Genomic DNA, 16,640 nt, shown 5'->3' with positions numbered 1-16,640 from the left:
GGTATTGGGTTCGTAGGACACGCGTCCGGCCGGTTGCGCCATTTGCATATGACCGTCGCGCTGGTGATTGCCGAACGGGCACTGCGGCGCATTGACGGGTAACTGGTGAAAATTCGCCGAGCCCAGGCGGGATAATTGGGTGTCCAGATACGAGAACAGGCGACCCTGCAATAATGGATCGTTCGAGAAATCGATGCCGGGCACGATATGGGACGGACAGAACGCCACTTGTTCAGTCTCGGCAAAGAAATTGTCCGGCCAGCGGTTGAGCACCATGCGCCCGATAACTTGCAACGGCACTAATTCTTCAGGTATCAATTTGGTCGGATCGAGATGATCGAACGGGAATTTTTCTGCTTCCTCTTGGGAGAACAACTGCACCGCCAATTCCCATTCCGGGAAATCGCCGGCGCTGATCGCTTCGAACATATCTCGGCGATGGAAGTCGGAATCGGCGCCGGCAATCTTGACTGCCTCGTCCCAGAGGGTCGATTGTAAACCGAGTTTCGGCCGCCAGTGAAATTTTACAAAGGTCGATTCGCCTGCGGCATTAATCAAACGGAATGAGTGAATACCGAAGCCTTCGATCATCCGTAGCGAACGCGGCAAGGTGCGGTCGGACATGATCCACATCACCATATGCATTGCTTCCGGTGTCAGTGAAATATAGTCCCAGAAGGTGTCGTGCGCCGTCGCTGCCTGAGGAAAGCCACGGTCGGGTTCCATTTTGACGGCATGAACGAGGTCGGGAAATTTGATGGCATCCTGGATGAAGAAGACCGGGATATTATTACCGACCAAATCCCAATTGCCCTCTTTCGTGTAAAACTTGACGGCAAAGCCGCGAACATCGCGTGGGGTATCGGCCGAACCGGACCCGCCTGCCACGGTTGAAATACGCGTAAAGAGAGGTGTTTGTTCGCCCACTTCGGTCAACACTTTGGCGGTTGTGTATTTTTCCAGGGATCGGGTCAGTTCGAAGAAGCCATGTGCGCCTGTGCCGCGGGCATGGACGATGCGCTCGGGAATTCGTTCATGGTCGAAATGAGTGATTTTTTCACGCAGGATAAAATCTTCCAGCAGCGTCGGGCCGCTCGAATGGGCTCTCAGGGAGTTCTGATTGTCGGAAATCGTCAAGCCCTGATTCGTCGTCAACGCCGGCTGATCGCCGGTGGTTGTTTGGTGCCACTCTCCGCCGCTGCCGGCTGAAACGGTTACTTCTTCTGGCCCGGACTTTGCCGGTTTGCCCTTGACGGGTTGACCCCCTGTATTTGTTTTGGTCATCATGAATCTCCAATTGATTTTGCGCGACGGCTACTTGCCGTCGCGATGCTGTGGGTTATGAACGCGTTGCTTTACTGGAAAAGCGCTCGCAAGTTAGGGGTCCGGTCGTCGGCGGCGATTGTGGCTTCTAGTTTGTCTGCATAGAACCTGTTGAAATGGCATTACTAAGTTATCACGGTTAAAGCCATCAGAAGTTCGGGACTTTACGTGCATCTTGGGTGTAATAAAGCCTCTTTTAATGGCTTGCCATAGCGCGACAACTTGCCGCGCAATCCCGGCAAGCTTTTTCACAATCAGTCATTCCCAAGGTGGCACAGCTTTTGGCGCAGGCTTCACATACTTCAGCACAAAGGCCGCAGTATTGTGCGACAAATTCCGAGCCGGACAATTGCAAGTCAGCTGAAGTCTGGCAAATCTGCGCACAGTTAATCATCAGCCGGAAATGGCTCGGTTCAACATGCTTACCGCCGGTTTGAAGACAATGATTCATGGCGGTCTGTAAGCAAGTCTGATAGCACTTCGTACAGGCGTCGATGCAGGATTGCATGGTTTTAGTGTTCATTATTTTGCTCCTGGTTAAAATTAAAAATAGTGGTTAATTTATATTTGCACCCTTTTATTCCATTACGGGACGGTTTCAGTTTCTCTGTTTTGACGGCTTAAGTCTGTGCGTTGTCGCACACTAAAGTTAACTGAGTTCGGAGTTGCAACCTGTTTAAACTATAAAAAATAGATGCAGCCTTATTTCGCCATAGCGGGGGTCACTCGCCATACGCTATTGCCAACGTCATCGGCGACTAGCAGTGCGCCTGTCCGGTCAATGGCCACGCCAACCGGACGGCCCAGCGCCTCGCCCTGCGCACTGACAAAACCGGTGAGTATATCCTCAGGTGTCCCTGCCGGGTGTCCGTCGGCGAACGGCACAAAAATCACTTTGTAACCACTCCGGGGTTGACGGTTCCAGGAGCCGTGCTGACCGATGAATGCCCCGCCTGTAAAGCGCTTCGGCAATAAATTACCGACATAGAAGACCAGCCCGAGCGAAGCTGTATGGGCACCAAGCGCATAATCCGGCGCAATGGCTTTAGCCACCCGATCAGGCTGTGGCGGCTTCACTCTCGTATCGGCATGCTGGCCGTAATAGCTGTAAGGCCATCCGTAGAAGGCGCCGTCCTTCACCGAGGTCATATAGTCGGGCACCAGGTCACTGCCGATCTCATCGCGTTCGTTGACGGTAGTCCAGAGCGTACCGCGCTGCGGTTCCCAGGCAAGGCCATTGGGGTTGCGCAGGCCCGAGGCATAGATGCGCGAACGGCCTGTTGCCGACTCAACTTCCCAGATGGCGGCGCGGTTGACCTCGTTTTCCATACCGTTTTCGCCGACATTGCTATTCGAGCCAACCGTGACATACAGACGCGAACCATCTTGGCTGGCGATTACATTTTTAGTCCAGTGATGGTTGATCGGGCCTGCGGGCAAATCAAGCACTTTAACACCGGGTTCAATGAGCTGTGTTTCGCCGGTGCGATAAGGAAAACGCACAAGACTATCGGTATTGGCAACATAAAGGTCGTTGCCAACGAGCGTCATGCCAAAGGGAGAGTTTTGCCCTTGCAGGAAGACTGTTCGCGTTTCCGCGATGCCGTCGCCATTTGTGTCGCGCAACAGGGTGATACGATTAGCACTCGGTACGCCCGCCCCCGCGCGTTTCATGAACCACTTCATAAACCAGCCTTTAAGGCCTTTGTTATCTTCGGGTTGGGGTGGGGCATTGGTTTCGGCAATCAGTACATCGCCGTTGGGGAGAACATAGAGCCAGCGCGGGTGGTCGAGGCCGGTCGCAAAGGCGTTCACTGCAAGGCCAGCGGCAGCCCTTGGCGTTATGCCTGCTGACCAGCCTTTGGCCGGCGCTATATTGACCGTAGGTAGTGGCGTAGGGTTCGGCGGCGGTAGCGTCGGATGGGGACCGATGCCCGCCTGTTCCGGCAATGTCGCTACGTCACCACAGGCGTCAAGATTCAGTATTAACAGGCAGACGAACAGGCGAAAAATGAAACGTTGGTGCATTCGGCATCTCCAGTTGAGAGGTAAAGAGGAATTAACGGCGTAAATAATTCAATTTTGATAAATGTTTGAAATCGTTCGGGCTGAGCCTGTTACCTTCTGGCCTTTGGTCAAGCTCATGCCGAATGAAGTTAGTACTTCACGGGGCCTGTCAATAATTAGGTTGTCGATCCCAGACGGTTTGTGCCCCCCTTTTTTTCGCTTCATGGGGCTCTAAGACCTAACCGCCGAAAATTCCGTCCAGCCATTGGTGTTAAGTCTTAACCTGTTTTTCGCTAGAAAAACATACAAATTGCTCGTGCCTTATACGGTATTTATGTTTATCAGGTTGATAACTTCTTAACGACCGTTATTTGATATGCAACAAATTACACTAATAATCAACAGGTTATAAACATATTCATGGCGTCGGAAATTTCGGCGGTTTGGGCGTAGACCCCCTTCATGATTAGTGCAAGTTATTGCCAAATCATTCCAAAGATCGCTGCCCCCCGTGGAAGCCATTTTTCAGGGTTTATTGTTGTGATAAAACTGATTGAGCCCCTCGCGCTGCAATTCCAATGTATTCGTAGTGTCCGGCCAGTGCTTCTTATCAAATCCCGGAGCCGATGTTAAGGTAGATTTATTCAAATCGAGGACGTAATATTCTTTATTGAGTGGCCAATTAAGCGCCTTCCAAGGAACAATAAAGAGCTTGTCCCCCATACCCAATAGACCACCGTAGGAAAGAACGGCATAGACCACTTTGCCACTCCACGGATCGAGCACTAACTCCTTGATGTCGCCGAGATTATCTCCGTTGGGATTTTTTACAGGGGTACCGATGATCTTGCTGGCCCGGGTCACCTGCTGCATCGACTCGTTGGGCGCCTGGGCGCGTTTGGCCGACTCTCCCCGACCCTCTTGCTTGAGTTCCTTCTGCGTTTCTTTGACTGCACAGGAGGTGACCACGAAAGTCGCACTCAATAACAGCACCGTTATAATGGGATTTAATGTTTTCATACCATCCTCTTCCAGTTTCTTAAAACGATCTCAGCAAGGTCACAGATTTACTCGGTACATCGTGATGTTCATAAACCCAAACTATAGACTTTCAGAAATTAAAATTCCATTACATAAAATTTTTAACCCGCACGGATAACATCCCTTTAAGGGATCATATCCGTTAGTATGGAAATTATTTATCTGAAAAACTATAAATCTAACCGAAACATCAGACGCCGTCGGTACGGTATCACACATACTATCGCATTCCGGTGATAGGCTCCGGCTCCCCGACATTTGCATGGTTATGATGAATCGAGCCGGTATAGACAAGTTGTTATCGCAACCAGTCGGCACTCTTGAACGATGGCCGGTTTTGCATACGCGGCAGATGAAAGATAAAGTCGGCGATATGCCGTCAATAAAGCCATACCGTCATGAGGCAGTTGCAAACTTAATCCGTAACTATTCTTACCGCACCTAAGCGGTTCTAAATAGCCTGCGCATTTAAGGACAACCCTGAATCTATGTGCGTTAACGCACCGAACGCGTTCAGTTTAGCGTGTACTGTTATCGTTAAGCGATGGGATACATCATTCCAGGCTTTGGTCATGACTATCTGGTCATGGCTAACACATTATCAGGAGACAATCATGAACAAAGATCAAGTAAAAGGCCGAGTCGAAGAAGCCAAAGGTAAAGTCAAGGAAGTCACCGGTAAGGTGCTGGACGACAAGGGTATGGAAGTAGAGGGAAATATCCAAAAGAACGTCGGCAAGGGCCGGGCGGGCTTTGGTGATCTCAAGGAAGATATTAAGAAAAACAAATAAAACGCGTACCGCTGAGCCGTGCAGCCGATTCCAGAAATGCTGGCCTGCTGCTGCACGGCGGCAACGAGATTCTCACAAATACTTTTTTCACAGGAAATGAATATGAAACACACCAACATGAAACTCACCGATTTATGGGCTGGCATCTTTTTGACCTTAGCCTCGCTTGGCGCTTATGCCGGGGAAAGTCACATGACAGAAGCACTTAAGCACGCAGAGTCCGCAGCTAAAGCCGACGATAGCAAGGCTATCGTCGAACATGCGGAGGCAGCGAAGACCCATGCAAAAACCGCCGATGAACATTTGGATGCTGGCATCACGAGCCTGAATGATGCTACCGATCACGGCAAGCTGAAGCATACCGACTTAGCGAAGAAATCCGCCGAAGAAGCGGTAACGCATCTGAAAGCCGCGCAATAAAAGAGCGTCGGCTTCGGTAACGCAAGGAACGGCGGGTGAATAACCCGCTTTTTTTTGCTATTTTAAAATTAAACCAGCGCCGGTCGATAAAAATTGCCAAACGCACAAATTATAGACCGTACCAAGCTCAGCTAAGTTAATTCAGACTCTTTATATCAAAAGGAAAGCCACCATCGAAAAGTAAGCGACAGGCAACAGCTGGTGAATTGGAATTTACGAAGAAATTATTTGAACAAGTAGAATATGAAAGAGATTATTTAAGGAGTAAATTAGCTACTTTAAACCTGATGTCGATACACACAGAACCCCAATAGCCACGGAACTGGCACCGTCAAAGTTATGTAACAAATTATTTGGTAACAAAAATGGGCATCAAAAACTTGAAAATAATCAGCCAGGCGTAGTAATTGACAAGCCGCCAGGAACATCAGATATCGATGTGAACATATGGAGACACCAAGACAAAATTTGAGCCATCCTGATGTGGATAATAGCCCTATTACACCACAGGGAAAAACAATTAGTGATGAAATGTTAGGGATGATAAACAAGGTTTTGGCTTCGCTGAATGATTATGAAATTACAGTTGAAGACAAGAAACAGATTCTAAAAAGCGCAATTGAAAGATTAAATTAAAGATAGGGTCAATTTCAACCCTGTTTGCCAGCAAAGGTTGGGGGCTGGCTGACAGGTGTGTCATGTTGAACATGCTCGGCTATCGCTTTGACCTTCGGCGGCTATCGGTTGCATTGGAAACCGATGTCATGGGTTGGGATTGCTGTTCGGACGTTTGACCCGACAAATCCCGCGGGTAGAAGGCCTTCATTAACCAGGCTAGAGGCAAGGCTGTGTATAAGGTGTGGATCGAGGTCATGAGGTTCAGCGCAGTCTTCAGGGGTGTCGTTTCGGTAGTGCGTAGCTTACCGGCAGTGCCTCGGGATTGGGTGGTTTGGCGCTGGGTAAGTTCGCCAAGGATAAAACCGATGCCGCCAGCCAGCAGTAAAGTGGCCGGAGCGGTCACCTGTTGATGTATGTTTCGGACCAACGTGGCAGTGCAAACTCTGACCCTCCGTTGACGGGAGGGTGTAAGAAAATCTGTGTAAACTGCTATTAATTAAAATCGGGCATCCTATCCTGATACATCATCATAAACTGATTAATGGCCGGTTTCCAATCGCGCAATGGCATAGACCATTTTTTTGACGCGTTCTCTATTGCCAGATAAATGACTTTCGTTGCCGATTGATCATTGGGAAATATTTTCCTGGCGTTAGTCGCCTTTCTAATCACGCTGTTCACGGATTCAACGGCATTGGTAGTATAAATTATCTTTCTTATTTCATTAGGATAATCAAAGAAAGCAATCAGGTTAGGCCAGTGATTACGCCAGGATTGACTGATTGATGGATAATGGCTGTCCCAAGTCCTCGCAAAGGCTTCGAGCTCCATTTCTGCTTCTGCAACCGTGATTGACTGGTAGATTTTCTTGAGATCTGCTGCAATCAGTTTTCGATCTTTCCAGGAAACAAAGCGTAATGAATTCCGCACCATGTGGACAATACAGAGCTGAACCTGCGTTTTAGGAAAGATTGTGGCGATGGCATCCGGAAATCCAGTCAAGCCATCCACACAAGCAACAAACACATCCTTGATGCCTCGATTCTTAAGCTCGGTCAATACAGAAAGCCAAAACTTGGCGCCTTCATTTTCGGATAACCAGAGCCCTAACAATTCCTTTTGGCCTGCCATATTGACACCCAGTGCTACATAAACTGCCTTGTTAATAACGCGTTTATCTTGCCTGACTTTTACCACGATACAATCCAGATAGATAATGGGATAAACCTCATCTAAAGGCCTGGATTGCCATTCGATGATTTTTTCCATAACAGCTTCGGTGATCGTTGAAACCTGAGTGGCAGAAATAGTTGCACCGTACATTTCTTCAAAAGTATCAACGATATCCCGTGTTGTCATACCCTTTGCATATAAGGTCAGAATTTTGTCATCAAAATGCGTTAACCGCGTTTGATTTTTACGTACAAACTGAGGTTCAAAAGTGCCGTTGCGGTCTCGTGGCGTTTCGATCTCAAGCACACCGTGATCACCTTTAAGTGATTTAGTACCATAGCCATTCCGGCTGTTGCCGGAATTATGCCCCGCAGGCGAATGCTTGGGATAACCCAAGTGAGCCTCCATTTCCGCATTGAGTGAGGCCTCTACGGTGATTTTGAGTAGCTCTCGGGTTAACGAAGAGAGGTCAGCCTCGGATTTAATACCACGAGCCAGATCCTGAATCGCTGAAACTAAAATGGGGTCTTTGATAATATCGCTCATTTTCATTCCTCCTAAAGGAATTTCACTATACTAAAAATGAGCAGTTACACGAAATTATTTACACCCTCGTTGACGGATCAAAAGTTCTCGCTCAGCCTCTCCGATTTGAATCCTCAGAGACAGAGACTTTGGTTTGTTTCGCTTTGGAAAGTGGGCCTTAATCATGACTTCTCCCTATCCCGTCGCTCAGTAGACGGGGTCTGAAAACTGCGAAGGGTCGCGGGAAATTGTAGATAGCGGCTCTTACGGCGTATCACGCCAAAGAATATAAGTGCAATCAGCAAATTGGAAGCGACGGCAAGCAGTATGGCGCTACTCGCTGCCACGATGCCATGCTCGACCAGTTTCAGCACGGCGGCTGCCATGAGTCCTAGCCAGGCACCGATCAGTAACACACCAACCATCACTCCTGCTACGATCATGTCCACCAGGCTCTTGCCAGCCCGATGCGTCTCCAGCGTGGCAAGCCGAAAACGATCGTGGGTTAGCCCGCGCAGCTCACACCATAGCGATTGAGCATCTTCCAGCATACCGGCGCAGCTCCCCGGATCACCGCACGTTTCAGTTTGAACAGGCGTTTCATGCTTTAAGGCGTCGTGCTTCATGAGGTTTGACGGTCTAACGGCCGCTCAAAACGCGGTTCAGCAGAAAGCCGGCCGCCACTGCGATACCCACCGACGTTATGGGGTTGTCGCGAACATAAACGCGGCAATCCTCCAGTAATTGCTGCTCGGAATTTTTGAGTTGCTCGCCTTTTTCGCCAAGCGCTTCTTCCGGGGCCTGATGGGTCGTACTGGCGAACTTATCGAAAGACTCATGTGCAGAATTAGCAGCTTTGTCTATTATTTCCATGATGGTTTCCTCTCTATTTAAGCCGTAGGTCATTTGCGGCGTCGGGTTCATGATGTTTGACAATCTAACGGCCGCTCACCAAGCGGCTCAGCAGAAAGCCTGCCGCTACCGCGATACTCACCGACGTGATGGGGTTGTCGCTGATAAAACCTGAGCAATTTTTCATCAATTGCTGCTCGGTTTTTTTCAGTTGTTCGCCTTTTTCGCCAAGCGTTTCCGCAGCCTGACTGGTCGCATCGGCGATTTTATCGTAAGCTTCATGTGCGGAATGGGATACTTTATCTGTAATGTCCATGGTAGTTTCCTCGTCTAGTTAAGTTTATTTGAGTTGCATTTCATTCTTGACTGACTTCGCGGCTCCTGTGCCAGTGCCACCGTTTTGGTAGTACCGGCACTGGGATTCACGAAACCGCAGGGCGGCCTAAGCAGGATGCCATGTTGGCAACACTCAACGCGATTGGGCTGACCGGTGGTTCGGCTTCGCCTCTCTCCGCCTGCAACTCGTGCTTGCGTTGGATCAATGCTGCACCTAGAGCGGCGGTGTCGACCTTGGCTTTCTTTGCCTTGGGAAACATTTTTCCCTCTTCTTCCTTGACATGATGATCGCTGCTCTCGCCAAGCACGGTAACCGTTGCGTCGTAGTGGTCGTGTGCGGGTGTCATGGCCTCTAGTTGCGCAATGAGGTTCTTGGCTCCGGCATGCTCCACGTCAGCTTCGTCCATCAAATCGTCGTCCTTGATGGCGGCGCGAACCGCCGGGTAAAAGATTTCTTCCTCGGCTTGGGCATGGATGGTCAGTTCCGTGCATATCTGCCGAACCACTTCTGCTTTTGCTTTATCGCTGCCATCGCCCTTGGCGAGTTTGGCAAAATCCGCAAACAGTTTTTTTACCTTCTTGTGGTCTTCAGTGAGTAGCGTGATGGCGTCCTCTCCGTGCTGCATGGCGGGTTTAAGTGCGGTCTTCGTCATAACTTTGTCCTCAAGAAATTTTAAAGGTCAGACTTGGGGGTTCCAAGTCATGCGGCTCTTTACGGCTGCGGAATGTCGCTGGCTGCCACCCCCCCGGACCGGCTCAGAAGCTATGTCCCCGGGCGATGGCCCGTCTCGCTTGTAACCATAATAGGTTGGTAAGTCCGCTAAGTCGGTTCGTTACCTAACATAGCGTAGGATTTTTTTGCGGGCTCGGAAACCCCTGCGAATCGGTGACGGCAGAAGACTCCGGTTTTATGAAATGATCATCCATCCAGCTCGTCTGCAATCGGAGCCCTGCTTAAGCATCATTCCGGCAAGTGCGTATGGATGGCGTAGATGACAAGGGTGGCATTTTAAGTCGAGCTATACCAGCGGACCCCAAGCGCTACACTCTCGTTGGGTCTAACAATGAGTCTTTAAGCTACCTTGTCATCTACACAAGTGTTGGAAGGTTTACCGGATGAAAATTGAACTAAAAAAGAAATTTGGGAGATTAAAATAATTTTCAAAAAACCTGAGTTTTGGCAGATAAAGCAATTCATCTTCAATGTGCGACACCGCACCGACTCTAAGACGATTTTCCCATAAACTTTACACCAGCTTGCATCATGAGGTCTTTTAACAGCCTCTTTAATGCGAGCCAAAATCAATCAATAGACATATACATACGAATATTTTAGGAGATGTGTCATGGGTAAATATTTCATAGGCTGGCTAGTTGGCGTGCCGGTGATTGTTTTGGTCATTATTTATTTGGTGTTCAATCATTAATCGTTCAGTCCACCTGCAGCCATTTAAAGAATGTAAATGTCGGCGTGCCATCTTTAATCAGCATGGTTTTGAAACCATCAGATTTTAAAACTTAACAGATCCTTTTGCATTTTTTATAAGGAATCCATTATGGAAGCAACAGACAAGACCCATACTGTCGATGACACCGTTGACAGACTTAGATCAGGAGCTCACTCGACTGTCGACAAAGTAGCCAATGCAACCACTCAGGCGGCAGAAGCACTGGGTCAAAAAAGCGAGCAATTGAAAAATGTGGAGCAGCAGTTTTTAGAAAACTGCCGGGGTTACATTCATAAAAACCCCGCAGCTTCATTAGGTATAGCCGTCGGAGCCGGTTTTCTGTTAAGCCGTCTGATGAGCAGTCGCTAGACCATCGACCTGGTTGCCGTGCGATAACAGGTTTTACCGAGCAACAGCGGAATAACAATGTCGTTTGTGGTTAGGTAAAGTGAGTGGTCATTCGTTGAATCAGAAGGATAAAGCCGATGCCATTCAATTATTTCGAAAAAGAAACACTCACTATTTAGGAGCTTACTATGTCTACACGCTTATTGTTAGCTATGTTCACTTTGACGGGCAGTTTACTAATGATGACGGGTACTGTTCGAGCCGAACAGAATACCGCCATCTATTTGGCGGCCGACTCGGCATTGGAAAATACCGAGATCAATGTTCGCGACAAGGATAACACGACGTTAACCCCGGAAGATCAAAAGGAAACCGAAGGCGATATCAAAATCACAGCTGCCATACGGCAAGCTGTGGTTAAAAATGAGTCGCTATCAGTCAATGCGCAAAATATAAAAATCATCACCCGTAATGGCGTGGTGACTTTACGCGGGCCTGTTGAAAGTGAAGCCGAAAAAATTAAACTGCAAGATATCACCAAGCAAACGCCTGGTGTAATGCAGGTAAATAATGAACTTGAAATTAAAGCGCCATAAAAGCCCAGGAGAATGACATGACTAAAGCAGTTTTTTGTATCGCCAAAAATACCGATCAGGCAGAAATCATTGTTAATGACCTGATTACCGCAGGCTTTTCAAATAATGATATATCGGTGCTGTTTCCCGACAAATCCACCACCAAGGATTTTGCGCATGAAAAGCATACCAAAGCGCCGGAAGGTGCTGCTATTGGTGGGTCCGTGGGTTTAGGGACCGGCGCTGTGCTTGGCTTGTTAGCCGGGATTGGCGCTCTGGCTATTCCAGGCGTCGGTCCGTTAATCGCCGCAGGGCCCATTATGGGAGCACTGAGCGGTGCGGCCGTAGGCGCGGCCACCGGCGGTTTGGCTGGCGCTTTAATCGGGCTGGGTATCCCGGAGTATGAAGCCAAACGCTATGAAGGAAAAATCACGGGTGGAAGCGCGCTGATTTCCGTACATGCGCCTACCAGCGAAGCCGTTGATCAGGCAAAAAAAATATTCGAGCGCAACCATGCCGAGGATATTTCCTCGACTGGGGAATCGTTAGTTTAAGCTTGATGATGCTATTGTACGTAATCAAGAATTAATCAATTAGGATTTTTATTATGCATAACATTGAAACACTCAACAAATTTCTGAAAGATGAATTATCTGCAACGGAAACCTACCAACAGGCGTTGGATAAACTTCGGGAAGATGCCAGACTGGGTGAATCGAAGGATCTAAGGCCCATTTATGAGGATCATAAAGAGGCAGTTTCCAGTTTACAGGCACTCATCAGTCGACTGGGAGGGACCCCCTGTGAGGACTCAGGAGCCTGGGGAACTTGGGCGAAAATAGTCCAGGGAAGCGCTAATCTGCTGGGTAAAGAAGCGGCACTAAAGTCTTTACAGGGCGGAGAAAAAAGTGGCGCGGACGCTTATGAGGAAGCGTTGCAGGAGACTGAGCTGTCTTCAGATATTCGCTCTTTGATTGAAACGAAGCTGCTGCCTGCTCAACAAGCGCATATACGCACTTTGGATCGGCTTTTGGCCGCGGAAACTGATTAGGTTTTCCAGCTTAGCACGCAGTTTTTAAATGAAGTCAGCGTGAACTCAAATTTATTCGCGCTGGCTTTATTTATTGTGTTACCGGCTTTTAAATAAAAGTTTTTGATGTTTTTAATGGGAGTCACCTATAGACTTTCAGAAATTAAACTTCCAAAAATTCCGTTAGAATATGATCATATTACCAATATTAAGTGATCATATCAATGGCAGTGTTAGCAATATCTATTTCCAAAACGCTATTAGAAAAACTACGAGCAAGTTTGTTAATCGCGTTCAAATTAAAAAATATTCAAGCCTACCGATTAGCAACAGCACTGATTTGTTATGGCGAAGGGGGAAAAGTAAAGGAGATTGCACTACTGTTTGGAATAAACGCCAAAACTATCGTCAACTGGCTACTAAAATTCATGTCCGGAGGAATAGATTGGGTAATGGGTAAGCATTACCACGGACGTGGCCGCAAAGAAAAACTGACGAAGGCGGAGCAAAAACAATTATGCATCATGGTAACTCAAGGCCCTGAAGCTCACGGATTTTCTAGCGGAATATGGAACTGTGCCATGATTGCAGAGCTCATTGTGCTCAATTTTTCTGTTTGCTATAACCTAAAATACTTGCCAAGCTTATTGAAAAAACTGGGCTTAAGTTACCAAAAAGCGCGTTTCATCAGTGACCGCCAGGATGAGGAAAAACATGAAAAGGCCATTAAATTTACTCGCCGCCCCGATTGGTTGGACCGGCTCTTACAGATACAATTCAAAGCCAACAATAAGCATTTTTTAGGCTGACTTTTTTAAAAAACATATCAGGGAAACCTGAGGGACAGTTGTGCCTTATGTGTCAACTGTTCACTACTTTTGCTTCAAAATGAAGGGTGCCGTTTTTTTGTCATTAAAAAGTGGCTATCGCACTGATCGAGCAAAGTGGATTGAAACCAGACAGCTCTAACAGCGCAACCGTCTGGTTTTAATTCTAAGGGCGTTTAAATGCCAGATCTTCGGCCATTAATAATACGTAATAATATTATGATGACTGCGAAAACCAATAAAATATGAATAAACCCGCCCAATGTGTAGGCGGATACTAAACCCAGTGCCCAAAGGACGATTAGGATGATAGCTATGGATTCAAGCATTGTTTTTCTCCGTAAGGGCCTGTCGATTGACTGACGATATGAAGTAATAGTGATAAAGGATATTCGGTAACGAAAAAACCAGGTGGCTTATCCACTCACCGTAACAGAAATATTTAACCCCTTGTTTTTATTTATCTTTCTTGGCTTCATTCTTGATGTCTTGCTTAATATCGCCATATTCTGACTGTACTTTACCGACATTTTTTTGAATATTGCCTTCGACTTCCATACTTTTGTCGTTTATCACCTGACCAGTGGTTTCCTTAACAGCACCTTTTGCTTCCTCAACCCGGCCATTGACCTGATCTTTGTTGACAAGTGACTGGTCTTGGCTTTCTGCGGCGTAAGCGCCAAATGAACAAACGGTTAAAATGATGGCCAGTCCAAAATTGTTAAGTTTCATCTCGTTAATTTTCATGTTTTCTTCCTGTAAAAATGGCTTGTAATTATTTGCTTGTGGCGATGCCGCAAACTGACTTGGGCTTGTCTCGCCTAAGCCGCTGGTTTTAGATTTTATCGATAACTTTTTTAATTGACTCTTTAGTGTCTTCTTTCAGATCACTAAGTCCTGATTGAGCCTTGCCGATATTTTTTTGGATATTTCCTTCTGCTTCCATATTTTCATCATCCAAAATAACGCCGGTCGCTTCTTTAATTTTACCTTTAGTTTCTTCGATACGGCCTTTTACTTGATCTTTGTTCATGTGAATCTCCTGATAAATTAGTCATGAGTGAGCTGCGAAAACCTATTTCCAACCACTGGTTAAAAATTTTACACACAAAATTGAACTTGGTCGGTGCGGTAACGAACCGACTGGAAATTAGTTCACAATGGACATCGCCATAGTGGCTTTCATAAACTCAACCAGCACAAAAAACTGTGTTGAATGGTTTTACACCTCTAACGCCGCATTGCAGTTGCTAGAGCAAAGTCATAAAACAAGCGCAGAACAATATTGCCCTGGTTTTCCGGTTTAACCTTGCCAAAAGTAGCATTAGTTTTAATGGTCTTTAGACACCTGAATAGTCCAATCAGAAATTTCTTGTGCCATTTGTTCAAGTAATGGTGCAAAACCATGTTGGTGCCGATGGGATGGGCAATAATAGCCAATTTTTACTGGAAAAACTTAGATGCTCTTTTTGCAAAAACTGGAAATTTTTTTAACGCTGTTTGATAGTATCTAGTTTTTAGTTGATCATTTCAATTAACGATAGTTAACGCACCGTTCGAATGGCCCACCACCAGGTGAGCGGGGGAGAAGGCGATCGAATTCCGTTTTGACTACTTGGTAGCATTCGCAGACTCGCGCTTCCAATCCCGGTCGGTTCAGCACTGTGATGTGACCACGGTGATAATTAATCAATCCCGCTTTCTGCAATTTTCCGGCGGCTACCGTGACGCCTTCACGGCGCACGCCGAGCATATTGGCGATCAATTCCTGGGTCATGATCAACTCGTTAGAAGCAAGCCGATCGAGGCTAAGCAGTAGCCAGCGGCAGAGTTGCTGGTCCACTGAATGATGCCGATTGCAGGCCGCTGTCTGTGCCATCTGGGTAAGTAACGCCTGGGTATAATGCAACAACAAATGGTTGAGCACTCCGCTACGACGTCCCCCAAAGCGGTTGAATTGCTGTATAAGTACATGCGCTCTCAGCCGATAAGCGTAGCCCTCGCTCTGTACGACGGCGCGATTGGGCATGCCGCCGCCACCCATGAAGAGGCTGACACCAATGATGCCATCGTTGCCGATCACGGCAATTTCCACCGATGCGCCATTCTCCATAACGTAAAGTTTTGACACGATGCAGGTCGTAGGGAAATAGGCATGATGCAACTCATCTCCGGACTCATAAAGTACTTTGCCGAGCGGCATCGGGACTTGCTCCAGATGAGGAAAAAGGTGCTCGTATTCGGTTACCGGGAGTGCATTGAGAAGATAGTTTTGTCGAGGACTATCTAGTTTAGCCATAAGTAATCTTCATATTAGTTAGTTAATGTTGGGTTCTAATCAACAAAAGGATCTAAAGTTTCATGGGATTTTAGTTAACCTATTATGCATAAAGCTCTAAAGGCGATTTTCTATCTCCCAAAAATTGGCTGATTTTAGATGTGCTTTTTTGAGAACTTAAAATCCTGGGTATTGCGAATTCTACGTTTACAAAATTTCACTTATTATTTGTTAGGTTTATGATATTTTGTACGATTTACTTGCTATGTTAGCTATTTAGCCCTCCTTAACCCCATTAAAATAAGAGTTACAGAGCGGTTCATTTATGAAACTAAAATCGGACGGTGTTAAATTTCTTGGTACTCAGTAGACAGTTTAAAGCTCGTGAAACTTTAGATCCTTTTGTTTATTAGTACCCATAGTTAATATGTTATATTATTCAATAAGTTATTAAAAATATATCAGCCGAATTTGAAATCGATATTTCGGCTACAAGCTAGTGATACCAAGGACTCCAGGGGGGGGCGGAACAAATCGTTCTTTTGGTTAACTAAGCACACTATAGCAATAGTAAACAACCTAAGTCCACATTTACCAGAATCGACTCTAAAACAAATAACGCTGATTATTAAATCCATGTTACCAATGACGGAACATTTAACCATTCTTGGCTTATCGCGTTGGACTGAAAAGAGTGGCAGCTATCGCACGGCACAACGGTTTTTTAAAGGGAAAATAGCGTGGTCGGCGTTACGTTGGTAGCCTGATAGTTGGGCATGTCTTTTCGTGCCCAACATTTCCACGTTAAAGATATTGGCTGAACACCGATGGTAAGGATTCGCGCGTAAATGAGTAAAATCAGTGTTTTTTAATGCAAACTTTGTCCAAATTAAAGCTAATTTTAGTTGGGACAGGCTTTTGTCTAGGTTCTGTTGACGTTTCACCTCAGCCATAAAAGCACCGAGGAAAATGACAGCATCCCCATGTAATTAATAGCTTTTTTCTCATATCGTGTAGCAATTCTGCGATAGTGCTTGAGTTTACCAAA

General features: G+C 46.7%; 23 protein-coding genes and 1 pseudogene. 9 read left to right on the top strand and 15 right to left on the bottom strand.

Annotated features, from left to right (window positions below):
• The 4 genes from N7974_RS18325 to N7974_RS18310 all read right to left on the bottom strand — a co-directional run.
• On the bottom strand, positions 1-1,287 hold a 1,287-nt coding region (locus N7974_RS18325), incomplete at its 3' end, for a catalase (RefSeq protein ID WP_317451629.1).
• Positions 1,288-1,519: 232 nt separating this feature from the next.
• Positions 1,520-1,846, bottom strand: a complete 327-nt coding sequence (locus N7974_RS18320; protein WP_262967000.1) for a four-helix bundle copper-binding protein — start codon at positions 1,844-1,846, stop codon at positions 1,520-1,522.
• Between the two features lie 179 nt (positions 1,847-2,025).
• On the bottom strand, positions 2,026-3,351 hold the full coding sequence (locus N7974_RS18315; RefSeq protein ID WP_262966999.1) for a PQQ-dependent sugar dehydrogenase: 1,326 nt from the start codon (positions 3,349-3,351) through the stop codon (positions 2,026-2,028).
• A 504-nt stretch (positions 3,352-3,855) separates the two neighbouring features.
• Positions 3,856-4,350 (bottom strand): PRC-barrel domain-containing protein, encoded by a 495-nt coding sequence (locus tag N7974_RS18310; protein WP_262966998.1) that lies wholly within the window; start codon positions 4,348-4,350, stop codon positions 3,856-3,858.
• A gap of 289 nt (positions 4,351-4,639) precedes the next feature.
• Between N7974_RS18310 and N7974_RS18305 the strand changes: the two genes are divergently transcribed.
• The 4 genes from N7974_RS18305 to N7974_RS18290 all read left to right on the top strand — a co-directional run bounded on the left by N7974_RS18305 (position 4,640) and on the right by N7974_RS18290 (position 6,218).
• Positions 4,640-4,816, top strand: coding sequence for a hypothetical protein (locus N7974_RS18305; protein WP_262966997.1), 177 nt, complete (start codon positions 4,640-4,642; stop codon positions 4,814-4,816).
• Positions 4,817-4,985: 169 nt separating this feature from the next.
• The gene (locus N7974_RS18300) at positions 4,986-5,162 is read left to right on the top strand and encodes a CsbD family protein (protein WP_262966996.1); all 177 of its coding nucleotides are present in this window, start codon (positions 4,986-4,988) and stop codon (positions 5,160-5,162) included.
• A gap of 102 nt (positions 5,163-5,264) precedes the next feature.
• The gene (gene smbP / locus N7974_RS18295; protein ID WP_262966995.1) at positions 5,265-5,582 is read left to right on the top strand and encodes a small metal-binding protein SmbP; all 318 of its coding nucleotides are present in this window, start codon (positions 5,265-5,267) and stop codon (positions 5,580-5,582) included.
• Between the two features lie 447 nt (positions 5,583-6,029).
• A complete protein-coding gene (locus tag N7974_RS18290; RefSeq protein ID WP_262966994.1) occupies positions 6,030-6,218 on the top strand; it encodes a hypothetical protein in 189 nt (62 codons plus the stop codon).
• Between the two features lie 79 nt (positions 6,219-6,297).
• Here the strand turns inward: N7974_RS18290 and N7974_RS18285 are convergent, their stop codons facing one another.
• The 6 genes from N7974_RS18285 to N7974_RS18260 form a co-directional block, all read right to left on the bottom strand.
• Positions 6,298-6,627: a hypothetical protein gene (locus N7974_RS18285; RefSeq protein ID WP_262966993.1), complete on the bottom strand. Its 330-nt coding sequence runs from the start codon at positions 6,625-6,627 to the stop codon at positions 6,298-6,300.
• Between the two features lie 65 nt (positions 6,628-6,692).
• Positions 6,693-7,919: an IS256 family transposase gene (locus tag N7974_RS18280; protein ID WP_262966992.1), complete on the bottom strand. Its 1,227-nt coding sequence runs from the start codon at positions 7,917-7,919 to the stop codon at positions 6,693-6,695.
• Positions 7,920-8,080: 161 nt separating this feature from the next.
• Entirely contained in the window at positions 8,081-8,449 is a 369-nt protein-coding gene (locus N7974_RS18275; protein WP_262967001.1) for a phage holin family protein, read from the bottom strand.
• Positions 8,450-8,537: 88 nt separating this feature from the next.
• A complete protein-coding gene (locus N7974_RS18270; RefSeq protein ID WP_262966991.1) occupies positions 8,538-8,771 on the bottom strand; it encodes a glycine zipper domain-containing protein in 234 nt (77 codons plus the stop codon).
• 64 nt (positions 8,772-8,835) lie between these two features.
• Positions 8,836-9,066: a hypothetical protein gene (locus N7974_RS18265; protein WP_262966990.1), complete on the bottom strand. Its 231-nt coding sequence runs from the start codon at positions 9,064-9,066 to the stop codon at positions 8,836-8,838.
• Between the two features lie 106 nt (positions 9,067-9,172).
• Positions 9,173-9,739 (bottom strand): hemerythrin domain-containing protein, encoded by a 567-nt coding sequence (locus N7974_RS18260; protein WP_262966989.1) that lies wholly within the window; start codon positions 9,737-9,739, stop codon positions 9,173-9,175.
• A 903-nt stretch (positions 9,740-10,642) separates the two neighbouring features.
• Between N7974_RS18260 and N7974_RS18255 the strand changes: the two genes are divergently transcribed.
• The 5 genes from N7974_RS18255 to N7974_RS18235 all read left to right on the top strand — a co-directional run bounded on the left by N7974_RS18255 (position 10,643) and on the right by N7974_RS18235 (position 13,296).
• On the top strand, positions 10,643-10,903 hold the full coding sequence (locus tag N7974_RS18255; RefSeq protein ID WP_262966988.1) for a DUF883 family protein: 261 nt from the start codon (positions 10,643-10,645) through the stop codon (positions 10,901-10,903).
• 167 nt (positions 10,904-11,070) lie between these two features.
• On the top strand, positions 11,071-11,478 hold the full coding sequence (locus N7974_RS18250; RefSeq protein WP_262966987.1) for a BON domain-containing protein: 408 nt from the start codon (positions 11,071-11,073) through the stop codon (positions 11,476-11,478).
• A gap of 17 nt (positions 11,479-11,495) precedes the next feature.
• Positions 11,496-12,011, top strand: a complete 516-nt coding sequence (locus tag N7974_RS18245) for a hypothetical protein (protein ID WP_262966986.1) — start codon at positions 11,496-11,498, stop codon at positions 12,009-12,011.
• A gap of 53 nt (positions 12,012-12,064) precedes the next feature.
• Positions 12,065-12,508: a PA2169 family four-helix-bundle protein gene (locus N7974_RS18240; protein ID WP_262966985.1), complete on the top strand. Its 444-nt coding sequence runs from the start codon at positions 12,065-12,067 to the stop codon at positions 12,506-12,508.
• A 203-nt stretch (positions 12,509-12,711) separates the two neighbouring features.
• Positions 12,712-13,296, top strand: coding sequence for a winged helix-turn-helix domain-containing protein (locus tag N7974_RS18235; protein ID WP_262966984.1), 585 nt, complete (start codon positions 12,712-12,714; stop codon positions 13,294-13,296).
• A 194-nt stretch (positions 13,297-13,490) separates the two neighbouring features.
• Here the strand turns inward: N7974_RS18235 and N7974_RS18230 are convergent, their stop codons facing one another.
• The 5 genes and pseudogenes from N7974_RS18230 to N7974_RS20920 all read right to left on the bottom strand — a co-directional run.
• Positions 13,491-13,643 (bottom strand): lmo0937 family membrane protein, encoded by a 153-nt coding sequence (locus tag N7974_RS18230; RefSeq protein ID WP_262966983.1) that lies wholly within the window; start codon positions 13,641-13,643, stop codon positions 13,491-13,493.
• 127 nt (positions 13,644-13,770) lie between these two features.
• Positions 13,771-14,061: a CsbD family protein gene (locus N7974_RS18225; RefSeq protein WP_262966982.1), complete on the bottom strand. Its 291-nt coding sequence runs from the start codon at positions 14,059-14,061 to the stop codon at positions 13,771-13,773.
• A gap of 88 nt (positions 14,062-14,149) precedes the next feature.
• Positions 14,150-14,347, bottom strand: coding sequence for a CsbD family protein (locus tag N7974_RS18220; protein WP_262966981.1), 198 nt, complete (start codon positions 14,345-14,347; stop codon positions 14,150-14,152).
• A gap of 501 nt (positions 14,348-14,848) precedes the next feature.
• The gene (locus N7974_RS18215; protein ID WP_262966980.1) at positions 14,849-15,613 is read right to left on the bottom strand and encodes a Crp/Fnr family transcriptional regulator; all 765 of its coding nucleotides are present in this window, start codon (positions 15,611-15,613) and stop codon (positions 14,849-14,851) included.
• A 919-nt stretch (positions 15,614-16,532) separates the two neighbouring features.
• Positions 16,533-16,640 (bottom strand): annotated as a pseudogene (locus tag N7974_RS20920) (IS5 family transposase); the annotation flags it as partial.

This window comes from Methylobacter psychrophilus (assembly GCF_025583945.1).
GTDB lineage: Bacteria > Pseudomonadota > Gammaproteobacteria > Methylococcales > Methylomonadaceae > Methylobacter_C > Methylobacter_C psychrophilus.
This window is presented reverse-complemented; position numbering and strand designations above follow the sequence as displayed.